At 42.2% G+C, this 18,443-nt stretch carries 20 protein-coding genes; 9 read left to right on the forward strand and 11 right to left on the reverse strand.

The features are described from left to right. Positions 1-32 precede the first annotated feature (32 nt). From C2M30_RS04380 to rpoE, 4 genes are read right to left on the reverse strand one after another with little or no spacing between them, the layout of a single operon-like run. Entirely contained in the window at positions 33-365 is a 333-nt protein-coding gene (locus C2M30_RS04380; protein ID WP_234004680.1) for a SoxR reducing system RseC family protein, read from the reverse strand. Next, positions 365-1,309 (reverse strand): MucB/RseB C-terminal domain-containing protein, encoded by a 945-nt coding sequence (locus tag C2M30_RS04385; protein ID WP_105170794.1) that lies wholly within the window; start codon positions 1,307-1,309, stop codon positions 365-367. The genes C2M30_RS04380 and C2M30_RS04385 overlap by 1 nt, the downstream gene beginning before the upstream one ends. After that, positions 1,310-1,915: a sigma-E factor negative regulatory protein gene (locus C2M30_RS04390; RefSeq protein WP_105170795.1), complete on the reverse strand. Its 606-nt coding sequence runs from the start codon at positions 1,913-1,915 to the stop codon at positions 1,310-1,312. It abuts the gene before it with no gap. A gap of 8 nt (positions 1,916-1,923) precedes the next feature. Next, on the reverse strand, positions 1,924-2,505 hold the full coding sequence (gene rpoE, locus C2M30_RS04395; RefSeq protein WP_010560773.1) for an RNA polymerase sigma factor RpoE: 582 nt from the start codon (positions 2,503-2,505) through the stop codon (positions 1,924-1,926). A gap of 347 nt (positions 2,506-2,852) precedes the next feature. On the opposite strand from rpoE, the gene nadB reads away from it, so the two are divergent. Further along, complete coding sequence (gene nadB, locus C2M30_RS04400; protein ID WP_105170796.1) at positions 2,853-4,463, forward strand: L-aspartate oxidase; 1,611 nt, start codon at positions 2,853-2,855, stop codon at positions 4,461-4,463. Here nadB and C2M30_RS21475 read toward each other — a convergent pair. Next, complete coding sequence (locus C2M30_RS21475) at positions 4,460-4,663, reverse strand: hypothetical protein (protein ID WP_158683317.1); 204 nt, start codon at positions 4,661-4,663, stop codon at positions 4,460-4,462. The genes nadB and C2M30_RS21475 overlap by 4 nt on opposite strands. Before the next feature lie 184 nt (positions 4,664-4,847). Next, complete coding sequence (locus C2M30_RS04410; protein ID WP_010560776.1) at positions 4,848-5,099, reverse strand: FAD assembly factor SdhE; 252 nt, start codon at positions 5,097-5,099, stop codon at positions 4,848-4,850. 106 nt (positions 5,100-5,205) lie between these two features. Here C2M30_RS04410 and ygfZ point away from each other — a divergent pair, with 106 nt between their 5' ends. After that, complete coding sequence (gene ygfZ / locus C2M30_RS04415) at positions 5,206-6,108, forward strand: tRNA-modifying protein YgfZ (protein WP_105170798.1); 903 nt, start codon at positions 5,206-5,208, stop codon at positions 6,106-6,108. 7 nt (positions 6,109-6,115) lie between these two features. Next, positions 6,116-6,634: an FKBP-type peptidyl-prolyl cis-trans isomerase gene (locus C2M30_RS04420; RefSeq protein ID WP_054978579.1), complete on the forward strand. Its 519-nt coding sequence runs from the start codon at positions 6,116-6,118 to the stop codon at positions 6,632-6,634. Positions 6,635-6,672: 38 nt separating this feature from the next. On the opposite strand, the gene C2M30_RS04425 is transcribed toward C2M30_RS04420, so the two are convergent. From C2M30_RS04425 to C2M30_RS04445, 5 genes are all read right to left on the reverse strand, one after another. After that, positions 6,673-7,101: a hypothetical protein gene (locus C2M30_RS04425; RefSeq protein ID WP_105170799.1), complete on the reverse strand. Its 429-nt coding sequence runs from the start codon at positions 7,099-7,101 to the stop codon at positions 6,673-6,675. 12 nt (positions 7,102-7,113) lie between these two features. After that, entirely contained in the window at positions 7,114-7,911 is a 798-nt protein-coding gene (locus C2M30_RS04430) for a DUF481 domain-containing protein (RefSeq protein WP_234004681.1), read from the reverse strand. A gap of 58 nt (positions 7,912-7,969) precedes the next feature. After that, positions 7,970-8,284 (reverse strand): HI1450 family dsDNA-mimic protein, encoded by a 315-nt coding sequence (locus C2M30_RS04435; protein ID WP_010560781.1) that lies wholly within the window; start codon positions 8,282-8,284, stop codon positions 7,970-7,972. Between the two features lie 145 nt (positions 8,285-8,429). Continuing rightward, positions 8,430-11,543, reverse strand: a complete 3,114-nt coding sequence (locus C2M30_RS04440) for an efflux RND transporter permease subunit (RefSeq protein WP_105170800.1) — start codon at positions 11,541-11,543, stop codon at positions 8,430-8,432. 9 nt (positions 11,544-11,552) lie between these two features. Beyond that, positions 11,553-12,740, reverse strand: coding sequence for an efflux RND transporter periplasmic adaptor subunit (locus C2M30_RS04445; RefSeq protein ID WP_010560783.1), 1,188 nt, complete (start codon positions 12,738-12,740; stop codon positions 11,553-11,555). A gap of 280 nt (positions 12,741-13,020) precedes the next feature. Between C2M30_RS04445 and C2M30_RS04450 the strand changes: the two genes are divergently transcribed. From C2M30_RS04450 to C2M30_RS04475, 6 genes are all read left to right on the forward strand, one after another. Then, positions 13,021-13,821 (forward strand): crotonase/enoyl-CoA hydratase family protein, encoded by an 801-nt coding sequence (locus tag C2M30_RS04450; RefSeq protein WP_105170801.1) that lies wholly within the window; start codon positions 13,021-13,023, stop codon positions 13,819-13,821. Positions 13,822-13,869: 48 nt separating this feature from the next. After that, positions 13,870-14,229: a CidA/LrgA family protein gene (locus C2M30_RS04455; RefSeq protein ID WP_105170802.1), complete on the forward strand. Its 360-nt coding sequence runs from the start codon at positions 13,870-13,872 to the stop codon at positions 14,227-14,229. Next, the gene (locus C2M30_RS04460) at positions 14,226-14,918 is read left to right on the forward strand and encodes an LrgB family protein (RefSeq protein ID WP_105170803.1); all 693 of its coding nucleotides are present in this window, start codon (positions 14,226-14,228) and stop codon (positions 14,916-14,918) included. Before C2M30_RS04455 ends, C2M30_RS04460 begins: the two co-directional genes overlap by 4 nt. Before the next feature lie 57 nt (positions 14,919-14,975). Next, entirely contained in the window at positions 14,976-16,454 is a 1,479-nt protein-coding gene (locus C2M30_RS04465) for a phospholipase D family protein (protein WP_158683318.1), read from the forward strand. 78 nt (positions 16,455-16,532) lie between these two features. Then, complete coding sequence (locus C2M30_RS04470; protein WP_054978589.1) at positions 16,533-17,117, forward strand: TetR/AcrR family transcriptional regulator; 585 nt, start codon at positions 16,533-16,535, stop codon at positions 17,115-17,117. 200 nt (positions 17,118-17,317) lie between these two features. Beyond that, entirely contained in the window at positions 17,318-18,442 is a 1,125-nt protein-coding gene (locus C2M30_RS04475; RefSeq protein ID WP_105170805.1) for an efflux RND transporter periplasmic adaptor subunit, read from the forward strand. Position 18,443: the final 1 nt, after the last annotated feature.

Raw genomic sequence — 18,443 nt, forward strand, 5'->3', positions numbered from 1 at the left:
CGCTTTTGCTAGCAAAAACCCCGTATAACCACCTAGCAATGCAGATAAAATTTGCCACCCTTCACTAACAACAAAGACAGTGCCGCAACTATGGTAAACACTAAAGCAAGCAGCAAAGGCACCATGTACGTCCACAACGACATTTTAATGACATGAGAATCATCTAAGGTTAAATCGACTTTTTGCCCGACTTCAAGGGCAGCATCACTTACAATCGTAAGTTCTGAACGTTTATTAGCAAATAGTTTAGCAAAGGTAAGCGAGCCGCATTTACCATCACAACCACTGCATGCTTGGGGTTTAGGTAATGCAAAAGTGACCAAAGTATTATCTACTTTGGCCACCGTAAACGTTTTTTCAATCATTAGTTAGCGCGTTGAACTGATTCTGCTACTAGTTTAGCAGTCATTGGCGGCAATTGACCAATCACAGAGACTTCATAGCCTGGTGCTTGATGAATAAATACCGTTGTAGCACCTGCCGAAAGCGCTTTGCTACGACTATTACTAGCAAGCGGTCTTTGAATAAAGACCGACACTTCAATTAACCCGTCACTGTAAAGATAATAATCGGCAAGCTCACCGTTTAAGTTTAACGTTTGACGCTCTGATTTTACCAGTGCGAAACCCGTTGGCATAGCATCAACTTGCCATGTTTCAATACTTTGCTCTTCTTTTACAGCGGTTACTGGCGCAGGCAGGTTTTGCTGACTCATTTCGATAAGTTCAACACTCGGTTGTTCACTAAAACTAACGTTAGTCATTTGCAGCTGCTCAACAATTTCGCCAGCGGCCGACACATAGGCTGTTTTAAGTGGCAGCTTTGAATGCTCATCAAGCCACAACCAGTAGTTGAATTTTGCTTGGTCTTTTGACTCGATACGTACTAACTGCGCTACACGACCTGATATCCGTGACTTGCCACCAATTGCAAAGTGATAATTCGGTTCCAGCTCACTGATATCGTTAAAAATAATACTTGGGATCGGGCCAGCTAAAGACGAGCTGTTTAAAGAATAAGGTGGGTTTTGTGGCTCAAAGTAGGTAACTACATTGCCAACACGCAACATTTCAACACCCGCACCGTCGAGCAGACTTAAGTGCTCGAGTTCAGTGCCTTTGTAATTTGCATGTCGCCACGCGTAAGGTTCTATATTATTTCGCCCTTTTACAACTACAAACGAGGCGGTAAAGTTACTGTTTTTGACCGTATTGGCCATTTCTAATAAAAGCTGTTTCGCTTCATTAGGTTCAGAAGCAAAGCTTGGCAACGCAACTACAAGCCAAGCTAAGACAACGAATATTCGCATCTACTGATTGTTCTCCAACTCGTCTTCTTTCGCTTTTTCAGCTTGAGCAATACGCGATTGTCTTTGATGCTCTAATAACAGCGCACCTAGACGTTTTTCTTCAAGCTCGCGCAGTCCTTTTTGAGCGGTTTCAAGCGCAGGTTCAGTTGAATAACTTACTGGCGTTGCAGTACCACCAAAAGGCATGGTTTCTAAATTTTGCAGTTGTGGCTCAGGGCTAATGATATCTGCATCCTGGGGAACAGATTGCACGCCAATTACCGCAACAGCAGCAACACTTGCTGCAATTGCCATTTGGGCAAACGGTTTTTTCCAATTTGAGATTGCGACTGTGCTTTGTTGATTTACCGCAGCAACTTGCTCAGTAACGCTTGGCGCTTCTGGCACTTGGCTGTAGGTTTCTTCTTGTTCTAATGCCAGTGCAACTTGATCTGCGATATCGATTTGGATAAGTTCTTTGCCTTCGCCACGCATTACATCACCAATCAGTGAATAACGCGATGCAGCGTGCTCTAACTCATCCCCCAAATGTCGGCTTTCGAGGCTGTGTTCGTCATCAAACAATGCCGATATTTGTTCTTTTCGTTTCTCATTCAAATTAGTCATAAAGTGACCTATGCATTATTTAAAATTGGATTAAGTCGATTATCGATTGCCTCGCGAGCACGGAATATCCGCGATCTCACTGTCCCGACAGGACAGTCCATTATCATGGCAATGTCTTCGTAACTTAACCCCTCTAATTCGCGTAATGTAATTGCCGTTTTAAGATCATCCGGTAAGCCGTCAATGGTCCTAAAAATTACCTGCTTTATTTCATCGCTTAGCAACAAGTTTTCTGGTGTTGAATTACTTCTCAGTGCATCAGCGCCATCATAAAATTCTGCATCATCCGCATCAACATCGTTGGCTGGCGGACGGCGCCCTTGTGAAACTAAATGATTCTTAGCACAGTTAACAGCTATACGATAAAGCCAAGTGTAAAAAGCACTGTCACCGCGAAAACCCGGTAACGCTCTATATGCTTTAATAAACGCTTCTTGTGCAATATCAGCAACATCTCCATGGTTAGAGACGTAACGTCCAATTAAGTTCGCAACTTTATTCTGATATTTTTTAACTAGCACATTGAATGCGTTTTTATCACCCTGCTGAACTTTTCTTACTAGCGCTAAATCCAAATCCTGCTCGCTCATTCGAGCCGGTACTCCTCTTAATTTATAATCTTTCTCTAGTTCCCAAGAGTAATGTCACAATATAGGACTCAAGGAGTTTGAAAAAGTTCGAAACATTTTATAAAAACTTTAAATCAATTTATCTTTGTTAATCTTAAACATAGATAAATAGACTGTCACAGGGTCACTTTAACACTTTTCCTTAAGCAAAATTAGCATAAAATCACGTTATCGCTATTTCTTCGCTGTTTTTCACCTGCTTATACTGCCTGGTAAAAATGGCTGTGCGACTTTTGTCTTTTTATCATTGTCATAATTGGTGTTATTATATGCCAAATAAATTACCTGCATTGTAAAGTGATACCTGTATGACAAATACACCACAGTTAACAACCGATGTTGTCATCGTAGGAAGTGGTGCTGCTGGACTAACCTTAGCGCTTACCTTAGCAAATCACTGTCACGTCACCGTATTAAGTAAAGGGCCATTAACTGAAGGCTCAACCATGTATGCCCAAGGTGGCATCGCCGCAGTATTTGATAAAGAAGACAGTGTTGAATCGCACGTTGAAGACACCCTAGCAGCGGGCGGTGGACTCTGTGATCGCGACGCCGTTCATTACACTGCAAGCAACGCAAAAACCTGTATGAAGTGGCTAATAGAACAAGGCGTACCATTTGATATGGATAAAAACGCCCTTGGCAAAGAACGTTACCATTTAACCCGCGAAGGCGGTCATAGCCACCGTCGTATTCTGCATGCAGCTGATGCAACCGGTAAAGCTGTACAAACCACGCTTATCGACCGCGTAAAAGAGCATGAAAACATTTTATTGCTTGAACGCTATAATGCAATTGACCTAATCACCGATGAAAAACTGAATAACACCGGCAAACGCTGCCACGGTTTATATGTTTGGAATCGCATTACCGAACAAGTTGAAATTATTAGTGCTCGTTTTGTCGCACTTGCCACAGGCGGCGCAAGTAAAGTCTATCTATATACATCAAACCCTGATGTTTCTAGCGGTGACGGCATTGCAATGGCGTGGCGTGCAGGCTGCCGTGTCGCCAATATGGAATTTAACCAATTTCACCCAACCAGTTTGTATCACCCTGAATTACAAAACTTTTTAATTACTGAAGCTATGCGTGGCGAAGGGGCGTACTTAAAACGCCCTGATGGTTCACGCTTTATGCCTGATTTTGATGAGCGCGCCGAACTTGCGCCTCGCGATGTAGTTGCGCGCGCCATCGATTATGAAATGAAACGCCTTGGCGCTAACTGCGTTTATCTCGATATCAGCCATAAAGATAAAAACTTTATTATCGACCACTTCCCCACTATTTACGCAAAATGCTTAAGTGTTGGCCTCGATATTACCAAAGAAGCAATTCCTGTGGTTCCAGCGGCTCATTATACCTGTGGCGGCGTAATGACAGATTTTAATGGCAAAACCGATTTAGATAATCTTTATGCCATTGGCGAAGTCGCGTATACCGGCCTGCACGGCGCTAACCGCATGGCGAGTAATTCACTGCTTGAGTGCATCGTATTTGCGCAAGCTGCCGCCAAAGATATTATGGCAAAGCTTAATTCAGAACATAGTGCACCAAGCATTCCAAACTGGGATGAAAGTCGTGTGACAAATTCTGATGAAGAAATTGTGATTACTCACAACTGGCACGAACTGCGTTTATTTATGTGGGATTACGTTGGTATTGTTCGCACCACCAAGCGCCTAGAACGAGCGCTTCGTCGCATAGAGTTACTGCAACAAGAAATTGATGAGTACTACACTAATTTTAGAGTGAGTAATAATTTATTGGAGCTGCGTAACCTAGTTCAAGTGTCTGAGCTCATTATTCGCAGTGCGCTTGAACGAAAAGAAAGCCGCGGTCTGCACTACACCCTTGATTACCCAAATCAAACGGAAAACCCAACGCCTACCGTGCTACACAAAAACGCATCAGCTTAAACATCTCGATAAACGGCTCTCAGTAGCCGTTTTTTATCTTTTGTAGATAACTTATTTAGCAAAATCAGTTTATTAAACTTACTTTTTTGCCGTTTAAAGCGAATTAATACAAACCATGCAGTTACGATACTAAACGGACTTATTTCACCGATTTTATTGCCATCGTGCTGACACAATACACGCTCATCTTCGAGCAGCAAATAACAGTCACTTACTAGCGCTCTTTTTAGCTTAAAGAAACAGATAGTACTAACCAGTACGAGAAACACTAAAACAAGTAGAACAGAGAGAATATTTTCAGCGGGGAGTAAAGCAAAGAAAAATATAGGCAGGTTAATGCCGAGATAAACACTCGGCACAATGCTAGATTTTGCGACGTACAACCTATACGCGGACACGATTTAAAATCGTTTTAACCATGTAATCTAGCTCAGCGTCCTCACATTTTTCATGCCCCATAAACCAAGCAAATAAATCAGGATCATCGGCCGCAAGTAAGCGTTGAAAAATTGCTTTGTCATTATCTGTTAATGCGTCGTAAGCTTCATCAACAAATGGTCTTAGCAACACATCAAGTTCCAACATACCGCGTCGACACGCCCAACGTAATTTAGCCTTGCTATCTAAATTGCTCATTTTATACCTCGTTAATTCACGCGTCTTAATAGTAGCAAAAGCTAAGCATGCAATCATCAGGAATCTAAGTTAAAATCAAGGCATTAATTTTCAGTGGTAGGGTATTATGATAGTCGCTTCTCGCATTTCAGAAAAAATCATTCAAATTAGCGGACAAGACCGCAAGTCTTACCTGCACGGACAAGTTACACAAGATCTTAATTTATTAAACGACACGACCTTTTTATGGTCAGGGCATTGCAATGCAAAAGGTAAACTTTGGTCAGTACATAAGCTAATTGCGGCAAACGACGCTTACTTGATGTTAGCAAGTGACATTGAAGCCGAGCAAAGCTTTAGTGAACTTAAAAAATACGGTGTTTTTTCAAAAGTAGAATTTGCCCTAAGCGAGCAACTTATTAGCCTTGGTGTAACAGCGCAAACCACCAGTGAAATTGAGTCTGCATTGGCGATTTCATTTACCAGCCACAATTTAGTGCAATTTGAATTAGGTTATGCGCTAAAGCTAGCCGAAGGCTTAGTGCAGCTTGTTATTGAAACAGAAAAACTGGCTGAACTTGAAGGCAAAATTACACTTACAAATAATGAAAATGCATGGCTTGCAGCTAATATTAAAGCCGGATTGCCGCGCCTAAATGCTGAAACACTCGATGAGTTTGTTCCGCAGATGGTTAATCTACAAGCGATTGGTGGAATTAGTTTCAATAAAGGCTGCTATACAGGCCAAGAAACGGTCGCGCGCATGAAATACCTAGGCAAAAACAAGCGTGCAATGTACAGCTTATTTGCCGCCGAACAACACATTGAAACAGCAAGCGACGTTGAAGTTCAGCTTGGTGAAAACTGGCGTAGAGCCGGTAAAGTAATTAACACTGCGGTTACCGATGAAGGCACATATATTCAAGCGGTACTGCCAAACGACACATCTGAGCAAGCTCAGTTACGCGTTAAAGATCTTGAAGAGTCACGCCTTAGCGTGAGTGCTCTTCCTTACACACTTGAAGATTAGGTTTAATATGAAAATTGCACAGCAAAAAGTAGTAAAGCTTCATTACTCAGTAATGGACAAAGACAACAATGCCATCGACAGCTCATTTGATAACGAGCCGCTAGAGTTCATCATTGGTTCGGGTTTTTTAATTCCAGGTCTTGAAAATGCGCTTATTGATAAACAAGCTGGCGATACCTTTACTGTAGAAGTTGAAGCAAAAGATGGCTATGGCGAGCGTCACGACGGTTTGATGCAAGCAGTACCTAAGTCAATGTTTGACGGTATGGATATTGAAGTAGGCATGCAATTTCGCGCAACGACCGATGACGGTGAGCAAACTGTTGTAATTATCGATATTCAAGAAGACGATGTGATTGTTGATGGCAACCACCCGCTTTCTGGTATTGATTTAACATTTGATGTTGAAGTACTTGAAGTACGTGACGCGACAGAAGAAGAATTGGCACATGGCCATGTTCATGGTGAAGGTGGCTGTGGTTCACACCACGATCACAAACATGATGAAAATGGCGGCTGTTGTTAATTTACAGCACTGACAATAAAAAATAGCGCTTTAGGGCGCTATTTTTTTTGCTTATCTAATGCGGCGATTAAGCCAGCTTGATCATTTGTACCAAGCCTAATTTTTGTTTCATCCTGCAGCACTAATTCAACCGCCTTAAAACCGTGGGCTGAATACACAAACCCATCATGGCTAATGCGTAAACCAATGCCATGTCGCCATGAATTCTCCACAGCCTGATACGAAACAACCTCTGACAAAGGTAAAGTTTGACCAAACCAGCCAAAAGCAAAACCCCATTTTATTGTGTTATCTTTTACGGAGACTGTCATGCCATGAAATAAAAATGCCACCAGTACCACAAAACCTGAAAAAATCAGCAGACCTGTAATCGGGCCGATTAAGTAAACCGCCAATAAGGTAAATGAAAAAATCCACGAAAGCAGCAGTAAAATAGCCCAGGCGATTTGTTTATGAGAATAGGTCATTAATTTTCCAAGTTAGTTGAAGCTAAAAACAAAGGTAGCACTAGTTTCAGCGTCATAATTGCGTTTGCCTTCTTCAGGCATGGTGTTGTAACGATATAAATATGAAAACTTAAGACTAAGTGCCCCACTAATTTGGCTCACCAATGACGTCTCAGATTTGATGCGGGAGTTTAACCCACTTAACGAATGCTCCGCACTGATATCCTGATTAAAGCGCGTGCGTTTACTTACGATTCGCTCCCACTGCAAAGCTAATCGCAGCAAGTAACCTAAATCCGATTCATCGGTTTCACTGACCTGATAATTAACCCCAGGACCAACATCTAAATCAATGCTGTCTTTACGATTTTCTAAAAAGCGCCAACCGTAACCAGCAACAAAGCTCGCCTGCTTTTCGATACCACTAAATCTATCAAATTCATAATCACCGTATAAAAACAGTGAGTTATTTTTGTCTTCAAGTAAGTAGTTACTTTGCAATGAAGTGAAATAACGCGTGGCAGACAGCTCATCGCCTTCGTCATTATCGTTATCTTTTTTTACCAAGGAATCAAACTTCAATTGGTTGCGCCAATTATTGAGATCTTGCATGATGTTAGTTTTGAGTTTTGCACTAGCAGTATTAGTGTTACCAGTCGTTACAATAAAGCCCAGTTCTAAATCACCAAACAACAGTCGCCCTTTATTTTGCTCATATCTTTCGTCACTTGGGGTTTCGCCATAAACGGCAAAGTCTTCAAACGGATCCGGATCCGCAGCGAGTAATTTAGAACAAAAAAGAACACAATAAAAAAACACAATCCAACGCATTTAATACTACTCTAACTCTCAATCCACCTAAGCTAAAAAACCAGTTTTATAAAAAGAACTACTTCCACAATACGTGAACAAAGGGCGCTGCTTTATCACGGCTAATTAAAATGCGCGCAAATAACACATCTTGGTTTTCAAACTCTAATCCCACCAGCACTTGAATATACAGCTCTGGTTCAATTTCAAATTCGGTAAATTCTTGCCAAGACTCATCCGGCTCGCTTTCTTCAATAAAGCCTAAATCTTCACGATATTGATTAAACTCAACAATATCTTGTTCAGACAAATTGTCTGGCGCCAATTCAAGAAACACTTCATACGCGTGATTGGTCGCTTCTTCAATTGTCCACAGGTGTTCTTGGTTGCTCATAACTCGACTCTTCGCAATTTTTGATAATTATATCAAAACAAAAAAGGCAAAGAAGTGCTTCTTTGCCTTATATTTTGTGATTTTAACGCATGCTACCGACTGTTAGCCTAAAATTCAGCTAATAACAGGTCGTCCTGTGCAACTGTTACTCATGTGCTAGCTTTGCTTTCACCTTTTCACGCATACTTTGAATCAACGCATAGAATATTGGAATCAACAAAGTACCAAAAATAGTCGCAGCCAACATACCAGCCAGTACGGTTAAACCTAAACTAACACGGCTACCCGCACCTGCACCGGTTGCAAATACTAATGGTAAAACCCCAAGTACAAACGACAGTGCCGTCATCAATACTGCTCTAAAACGTAACCTTGCAGCATTCAGTGCCGATTCAAAAATACTGTGGCCCGCTGCGCGTTGTTCCATCGCAAATTCGACAATTAGAATGGCGGTTTTAGTGGATAAACCAATCAAGAGTATTAAGCCCACCTGCGCATAAATATTGTTTGCCATTCCAACCGTATAAAGCGCACTCATCGCACCAAATATCGCTAACGGTACGGCCGCAATTACCGCAAACGGAATCGTCCAGCTTTCGTACTGTGCAACCAAGAATAAGTAAACAAAGATAATCGCTAAACCAAATAGCAATGGCGCTAAGTTACCAGCTTGAATTTCTTGCTTCGTTTGCCCTGCCCAATCATAAATGTAGCCTGTTGGTAATTGTGCAGATAACTCTTGCATCACCTTAATTGCTTCACCACTTGAGTAACCTGGCGCAGGTTGACCTGTGATGCTTGCACTGCGATATAGGTTAAAGTGATTTACGCTAGTCGGGCCCAAAATTGGTTCAAGACTCGCAAGTGTCGTTAGCGGCACCATTTCACCACTGCTCGCACGTACATAGTAGTTATTTAAGTCAGACGGATCTTTACGGAACTCAGTTTCGGCTTGAATAACAACCTGATAAGTACGGCCAAATTGGTTAAAGTCATTAATGTACAACGAACCAAGTTGCGCTTGTAAGGTCACAAACACATCGCTTAACGCCACACCTTGCGCTTTGGCTTTATCTCGGTCAATTTCTAAGAAATACTGCGGCACATTAGCGCGGAAAGTACTAAATACGCTAGCTAATTCAGGGCGCTGATTAGCCTCATAAATTAAGCCGTTCATCACCTGCGCTAAATCAGCAGGCGCTCGCCCTTCGCTGTCTAGCAATCTAAATTCAAAACCTGAACTCGTACCTAAACCTGGAATTGGCGGTGGATTAAAGACAAAAATTTGCGCATCTGGCATTGCAAACATCTGTCCCATTAAACGTGGGATCACTTGCTGTAAGCCAAGTTCTGGCGCAGTTCGGTCTTCCCAGTCTTTCAGCACAATTACGCCAAGACCATTATTTGAACCAGGACCACCAAGCAGTGAAATACCCGATACGGTAATAATATCGGTTACCGCAGGATCAGCTAAGATGGTTTCACTTACTTTCGCCATTACCTCAGCAGTACGGCCGCTGGCTGCTGCATCTGGTAATTGCACATCTACAAACAAAAAGCCTTGATCTTCCGCTGGTACAAACGCGGTAGGAACCGCTTTGGTTAACCAACCTGTTGCAGCGAATAGCAACACTGTTACTAAACCTACACGCGCTGAGCGTTTTAACAACCAACCAACTGTCGATGAATATTTAGAAGTAGAAGAAATGATGCCTTTTTCTACGGGTGCTAGCCATTTAATTGGCTTCATTGCTTTTTCACTTAGTAACAAAGTACATAGTGCTGGGCTTAACGTTAATGCGTTAATCGATGAAATAAGTACAGCAAATGAAATAGTTACTGAAAACTGCTTATAAAGCTCACCGGTGATACCTGGCATAAATCCAACCGGTACAAACACCGCAAGCAATACTAGAGTTGTCGCGATAATTGGCCCTGAAACCTGCTCCATCGCTTTGCTTACCGCTTCTTTAATTGGCAGCTTTTCTTCTTTTAAAATTCGTTCAACGTTTTCAATAACAACAATGGCGTCATCTACCACGATACCGATAGCCAGTACCAAACCAAACAAGGTAATCGTGTTAATTGAATAACCCATCAACATCATAAAGGCGAACGTACCAACCAACGACACTGGAATTGCCACTGACGGAATTAGCGTTGCGCGCCAATTTTGAAGGAATAAAAATACCACTAGAATTACCAGCGCAACTGCTTGATAAAGCGTTACCACTACTTCTTCTATCGAACGGTTAATAAATTCAGTTGTATCGTAAGGCATGCTGTAGTGAAGGCCATCAGGAAAACGCTCAGAGAGAATTTCCATTTGCTTTTTCACATTCGCAGCCACTTCAGTCGCGTTAGCATCTGGCAGCTGATAAATAACTAAAAACGCAGTATCTTCACCATTTAATTTGGCAGTAAACGCGTAATCTTTAGAACCCAATTCAATACGACCAATATCCGACAAGCGAATAAAATCACCATCGTTTGTAGCTCTAATAATGGTATCGCCAAATTCATCTGGGGTTTTTAGGCGACCGCGTGCCTGAATGGAATATTCAAACTGCTGATTTTTCGGAGCAGGACTGGCGCCTAGCTTACCCGCAGCAACGATTAAGTTTTGCTCTCGCAGTGCATTTTGCACATCCGCCACAGTGACACCAAGCGACGACATTTTGTTTGGATTTAACCAAATACGCATTGAATAGGTTTTTTCACCCATTACTTCAGCGTTTGCAACACCCGGAATACGCCCTAGAGGCTCTGTTAAATAGTTTGTGGCGTAGTTACTCAGGAAGATTTCATCAAGATTTTCTTGTGTACTGTAAAGCGTCACCCCCAACAACATATTACTGGATTGTTTACGCACAACAACGCCTTGACGTTTTACTTCTTCAGGTAAGCCAGCTTCTGCAAGTGCGACGCGGTTTTGCACATTCACTTGCGCCATATCATCGTCAGTACCAACTTTAAAGTACACGGTAATGCTAGCAGTACCGTTATTAGCGGCCGTGGATTCGATATACAGCATATCTTCCACCCCATTGATTTGCTCTTCAATGGGCCGGATCACCGACTCCTCAACAACCTGAGCGCTCGCCCCTGGGTATACAGCAGTCACCTGAATTTGTGGTGGCGTAATTTGAGGGTACATATTCACTGGCAACAAATACAACGAAATTAAGCCAGCTAAGGTAATTACAATTGAAATAACCAGCGCAAATTTGGGCCGATTAATAAACGTTTTACTAATCATTTACGCCCCCTATTCTGCGCTGTTTGTGATAACACCGGTTACCGTATCAACATTCTTTTCAACTGGGTTTACTTCAACACCTGGGCGCACTTTTTGTAGCCCTTCAATAATAATGCGCTCACCCGCTTCAATGCCCGAGTTAACGACCCACATAGCATTAATGCGGCGACCTAAATCTACATGTCGTGTGCTCACTTTGTTGTTGTCATCAACCACCAATAAGAACTTACCTTGCTGATTTTCCTGTACCGCAGCTTGTGGCACTAACGCCATAGACGATTTATTTTTGCTCTCAGCAATCAGCTTTACAAATAACCCAGGTAACACAATACCATCTGGATTTGGGAAAGAGGCTCTTAGCTCAACCGTGCCGGTGTTGCGGTCTATTTTTGTATCGGCAAAATCTAGCACACCAGCCTCGGCATATTCGCTGTTATTCGGTAAACGAATTTTTAAATCGAGAGGTACTTGATCAGGACTTTCGATATTTCGGTGTTCTTGTAAGTAGGTAGTATAAAGTGCCTCTTCAACCGAAAAATTAACATAGATAGGGTCCGTTGAGGTGATGTTTGCTAGCACGCCACTTTGCGGGCTTACAATATTACCTACATCAATATTTACGCGACCGATTTTCCCATCAAACGGCGCTACTATTTCAGTGTAACTTAAATCCAATTTAGCTTTTTTAAGTGCCGCTTCGCCCGCTTTTACCGCTGCTTGCGTCTGCGCAGCATTGGTAATTAGCTTGTCTAAATCAGATTGTGAAATAAAACCTTTATCAGCGACTTCCCTACCACGTTTTAAATCGCGGGCAGCACCTGCTGCACCAGCTATTTTTGATTTTAGGTCCGCATCAGATTGCGCTAAAAACGCCTCGTATTCGCTAGGGTCAATTTTTAGCAGTAAATCGCCTTTTTTAACTTCAGAGCCTTCAACAAATTTTCGCTCTATTAATTCACCTTGCACACGGGTTGTAATATCCGCTTCTTTCGACGCTTCGGTGCGCGCAGTAAACTCACGATAAGTGCCAACTTGGTCATTATTAACGGTATAAACCGAGACTGCTGGTGCTGGCGCTTGTTGCACAACTTCTTCCTTTCCACAACCCGTCAGGGCCATCGGCCCTAACAACACACAGCTGACAAAAAACGCAGCTTTGGTTGGGGAACTAATATTTTTATACTTGGACGTAAACATGCAACTCTCCCTTATCACAAATAGAGCAAATTTTTATTCTCGATGAAAAATCCGAAATTTCTAATAATATCTTCTGGTTATCAATCATAATACGACTGCACATTAATTGTAATTTAATATTTAACAAAATCTAATCAAATCAGTAAGTGGTGTTTTTTAGCCATTTGTCAGAGCGGCTATTTTGCTGGAAAAATATGAACCTAGGGTGAAGTTACGCGCTTTACAGACATAGTAAGACACGTTAATCTCGAACAACCCAACAGGTCGGATGAGAATAATAATGAGCCACCTTGTCACCTTAAATATTGAAGCTGGCGTTGCCACCGTCACATTTAATCGCCCCGATAAACTCAACGCACTGAGCTATGAAAGTTTTGTACAGCTAGCACACATTATTAAACAATTGAAAAAAGAAAAATCTCTGAGATTAGTGATTATTGATGCCAACGGCAGTGATTTCTGTACCGGCCTTGATGTAAAAAACATCAGCCGCTCTCCTACTAAAATGTTAAAACTGCTATTCAAATGGCTTCCCGGTAATGCAAATCTAGCGCAGCGAGTCACCATAGGGTGGCAAGAAATTAAAGCGCCGGTGATTTGTAAAATTCATGGCCGCTGTTTTGGTGGCGGTATGCAAATCGCGCTTGGCGCAGACTTTCGTTTAGCGAGCCGCGATGCCCAATTCGCCATTATGGAATCTCGTTGGGGATTAACACCAGATATGGCAGGCAGTGTCATGTTGCAAGGCCTAATGCCTTACGACCAAGCCTTAAAGCTCACTCATATAGCCGAGCCAATTAGCGCTGAAATTGCCCAAGAAATCAATTTAATTACACAAGTATGCGACGATTTAGATCACGAATGCGAGCAATTAAAGGCGGCATTATTAGCACAATCGCCCGATGCGTTGGCTGCAAACAAACGCACTTATCAAAAGCGTATGCTCGCAAATCGCCGCCAATTGTTAGCAGCTGAAACATTTAATCAAATACGCATTCTACGCGGCAAAAATGTAAAACGTGCCATTAGCAACCGCTTAAAAGGAGAAACTAAGCCTTTCGACAATTCGGCTAATTGGTAGCGACTAAAGAACAGTATACCGACCTGCAAGCTGTGATAGGCTATTGCTATGAAATACATTGTTAGTTTAACAATTCTAGTAACAGCATTAGCCCTTGGTCATGGCCTGCTGTATATACTGAATTTTAGTTTTCCCCCAGCAGTGCTCGGTATGGGCATATTATTGCTTGTGCTCAAATTAAATATTGTGTCGCTAAAGCAATGTGAGGCGGTTGGTGCATTACTGCTGAAATACTTCCCACTTTTTTTCATTCCCGCTGGTGTTGGCATCATTCAGCATTTAGACCTTATTAAAGACAACCTGCTTTTAATTGTGGTTTCAATACTTACCGCCACGGTAGGCACCCTATTTATCGTAGGAAAAGTCGCAAGTCTGCTTTTTGCATCTAGCGATAAGGAACAGTCATGAGCCTGCTTTTGATTGTTTTGTCTCCGCTTTGTTTTTTTACCTTTAAATGGTTGCAGACCCATTACTTAAAACACAGCCTTTGTAACCCTATTTTATTAAGCATTGCGTTTATTAGCGTGATTTTAGTGTGGAGTGAAATTCCCTACACGGAGTTTGCTACAATTAACACAGCGTATTTTTGGTTACTTGATTTAGCAATTGTTGCGCTAGCGATCCCACTGTACAAAGAATCGCGCACCATAAAACAACATACCTGGCGCTACATTTTATGCAGCGCCACCGGCGTTTTGGTTTCATCGATCATTGCCATGCTTGTCGCCTATTTGCTTGGCGCTAATGAACAACTTATCGCAAGCCTTGCACCCAACGCAGTGACAACACCCATTGCCATTGAAGTTAGCAACCAACTTAACGGCATAAGTGCTCTTTCGGCTGTTATTGTTATTTGTGTCGGTATTTTTGGCGCTGTTTTTGGCTTACCGCTCCTCAAACTATTTGGCGTAACACATATACCCAGTCAAGGCTTAGCACTTGGAGCAGCTTGTCACGCAGTGGGCACTGCACGCGCCATTGAGGTTGATGAACGTATGGGCGCATTTGCATCCGTTAGTTTAGTATTAAGCGCCATATTGACCCCACTTATTATCCCTGTAATCTATACCTTAATAGAACTGATACTATTAAACTAACTAGTCGGTAATCACATGTTACTAATACGCTTTTTTATTATAGGAGTTGTACTTGCCATGGCTGGATGCGCAACAAAAATAACGCCAAATACAAGTACACCTAGCTATGCTAAAGAGCCAGCGAAAACAGGTAGATTAGCTGAATTTATTAGCGACTTAACACATGATAAGCAAGGACAAACCGGCGTTTATACGCTTGGGCAAGGAGTCGATGCCTTTGTATCACGCGTGAGTTTAATCAATGCGGCAACCAGCAGCATTGACCTACAGTATTACATCTACAATAACGACATTACCGGCAACCAAATCAACTATTCGCTATACAATGCCGCGGAGCGTGGTGTGCGAGTAAGACTATTACTTGATGACTTAAAAGCCTCAGATCATAATCCTCAGCTACATATTTTAAACCAACATAAGAATGTTGAAATTCGCCTGTTTAACCCCTCGCCGAATCGTCGCAATAAAGCGCTTGGCATTCTGACCGATTTTGCAAGGCTCAATAGTCGCATGCACAATAAATCGCTCACGGTAGATAGCTTGGCGTCGGTGATCGGCGGACGAAATATTGGTGACGAATATTTTAGTGCCAGTCATGAAGTAGAATTTGGCGACTTTGATCTATTGCTCATTGGAGAAGCTACACACGATGTAAATACGCAATTTGACGCTTACTGGAACAGTGAATACAGTTACCCATTGTCTGTGTTTCATCCTAGGCGTTATTCTGATGAAGAAACGATTGCGATTTTATCTGAATGGGAAGAACAAATAACCGATACGGAACAATCGCAAATCGAGTATATTCAGGCGTTAACTCAATCACAATTTTTAGAGTACTTATCTGAAGGAGCCTTGCCATGGTCATGGGGTAAAGCCGATGTACTTTACGACCCGCCAAGCAAAATCAACGAAAGAGGCCTAACAAGTCCACTCCTTGACGAACTAGAAAGCGCCTTTGCCAATACCCAAAAAGACCTATTTATTATCTCGCCCTATTTTGTACCTGGCGATGGTGGCACAAAATACTTAATCGATATGGTTGAGCGTGGCGTAAATGTAACGATTCTTACGAATTCATTAGCCGCCACCGACGTTGTTGCAGTGCATTCAGGTTACGCCCCTTATCGCAAAGCGCTGTTAAAAGCGGGCGTTACGCTTTATGAAACAAAAGTAAAACCGAATTTTAAACCGTCAGCATGGCGCGGCTCTACTCAGGCGAGTTTACACGCTAAATCAATTATCTTTGATAAACAGCAAACCTTTGTTGGATCATTAAACCTCGACCCTCGCTCAATGTTTATCAACACTGAAATTGGCGTGCTGTTTGAAAATGAGGCACTTAGCAGCAAAATTGTTAGCGCATTAAATGATGCTGTGGCAAATTCAGCTTACCGTGTACAGCTCGCTGACGACAAGCTAATTTGGCTTGATATGGATACGCAAAAAACCTTTAAAAGTGAACCAGATGCCAGCATTTGGCGTAAAATAGGCGCATGTTTTTTCCGCTTATTGCCTATTGAAGATCAACTCTAACCGTCGACTAAAGTTGACTTTAGAGACGACTGGTCTAATAATACCCACAAAGTGTGTACGTAAATATTAACCCGAATTATGAATAAGCCCGATACCAAAGAAGCGATATTAGCGGCAGGTCATGCGCTGATCATCGAAAAAAGTTACAACGGATGTGGCTTAAAAGAAATCCTTGATAAAGCCGGAGTGCCAAAAGGTTCGTTTTATCATTATTTTAAGTCAAAAGAAGATTTTGGCCTTGCCCTCATTGAGCGTGCCCAAGACCAAAGCCATGACTTTATGCGTGAATACCTGCGTGATCGAAAATTCTCGCCACTGCAGCGCATTCATAACTGGTTTAAACGCATTCAGCAATTTCATGAAGAAGATGGTATTGACTGTGAATGTTTAGTGCCCAAGTTGATTTTGGAGCAATCTCAGCTCAGTGAAAATATGCGCGGCGGCATAAAATGCGCGCAAGACTTAGTGCACAGCATGATGGCGCAAACCATTCGCGAAGCGCAACAAGAAGGCGAAGTAAACAAAAACCTCGACCCGCATAAAATCGCCGCATTTCTGTTTAATGCCAGCCATGGCGCAGCAATACAAATGCAAGTAGAGCGCTCAACCGAGCCATACGACAACTTTGTTGAAATTATTTTCGAATCGATTTTAGTGCCTTAATTGGCACTTTTTGTTTACCTACCAAAACCTCCTCTAGACCACTTGGTCTAAAAAATAATTTTAAAATATAAATAGTAATTTCATTAACTTATATTAAAAACTCAGTTTTAAATCGCTATTCAGCCCAAATTCATCTTGCAACACCTGCCAAATTGGATAACAATTCACTAGACGACTGGTCTACTCAATTGGAAATTACAATGACATCTCCACTTTCTTTTAAATATATCGCAGCAACATTGAGCTTATTGTTGCTGGTTTTCAACGCAAATGCGCAAGTCGTTCGCTTTAGTGAAGCAAGCGAAGCACAATTGCAACCACGTAAACGTGTTGTCGGCACGTTAAAAGCATTCAATCAAGCTAATGTCGCTTCAGTAGAATCAGGTAAAGTAGTTAAAGTACTGGTTAATGAAGGTGATGTTGTTGTAGAAGGTGATGTGCTGGCAATACTCGACACACGCCGATTAGACGCTGAAAAGCAGCGTTTACAAGCAGAGAAAATGCTAGCAGATGCTAACCTTGCATTAGCAAAAGCAGAATTTACGCAAGCAGAAGAAGACTACCTTGCTTATAAGCAATCAGCGCAAAAAAGCGCCGTATCAAAGCAGCGTTTAAATCAAAGTAAAACCCTCACTATTGCGAACCAAGCACGAGTTATCGCTGCAACACAAGCGATAAAGGCACTGTCAGCACAATTAAACGCATTGCAGGTGCGTATTGATGATATGTCAATTCGCGCACCATTTGATGGCCAAGTAACTAATCGTCTAGCTGAACTAGGTCAATGGTTAGGCAGTGGCGATCATGCATTTACTTTAACCTCTCTCAATAAATTAGAAGCCTGGTTAGATGTGCCAGAACGTTTTGCCTTTTTAGCAAGTCAAGCACCAAGCGAAATTGCCTTGCAGATTGGCGATGAGCTAGTTCAAGCGGGCAATATTAAAGTACTTAATAGTGTTGATGAACGCGCCCGTACTTTCCGCGTGATTGGTCAAGTAAATGGCAACGGTTTAATGCCAGGCATGTCGGTAAGCGCTTGGTTACCAGAAGGTAAACCTCGCACCACGCTTATTGTGCCAAAAGATGCATTGGTGAATCGTGGTGGTAATTACTTAGTTTATAAAGTGGTACTACAAGGCGACAAGCAAATTGCACAACCAATTTCAGTTAACGTGCAGTTTCATCAAGGCGATAAGGTGGCAGTTTATGCACCACAACTTGCACCAACCGACAAAGTTATCACTGAAGGCAACGAGCGTCTAATGCCAGGCCCTGTTGTTGCGGTAGCAGATACCTCTAACGGCAATCAACAACATTTAAAGTAGG

Source organism: Pseudoalteromonas sp. T1lg24 (genome assembly GCF_002964745.1).
Lineage (GTDB): Bacteria > Pseudomonadota > Gammaproteobacteria > Enterobacterales > Alteromonadaceae > Pseudoalteromonas > Pseudoalteromonas spongiae.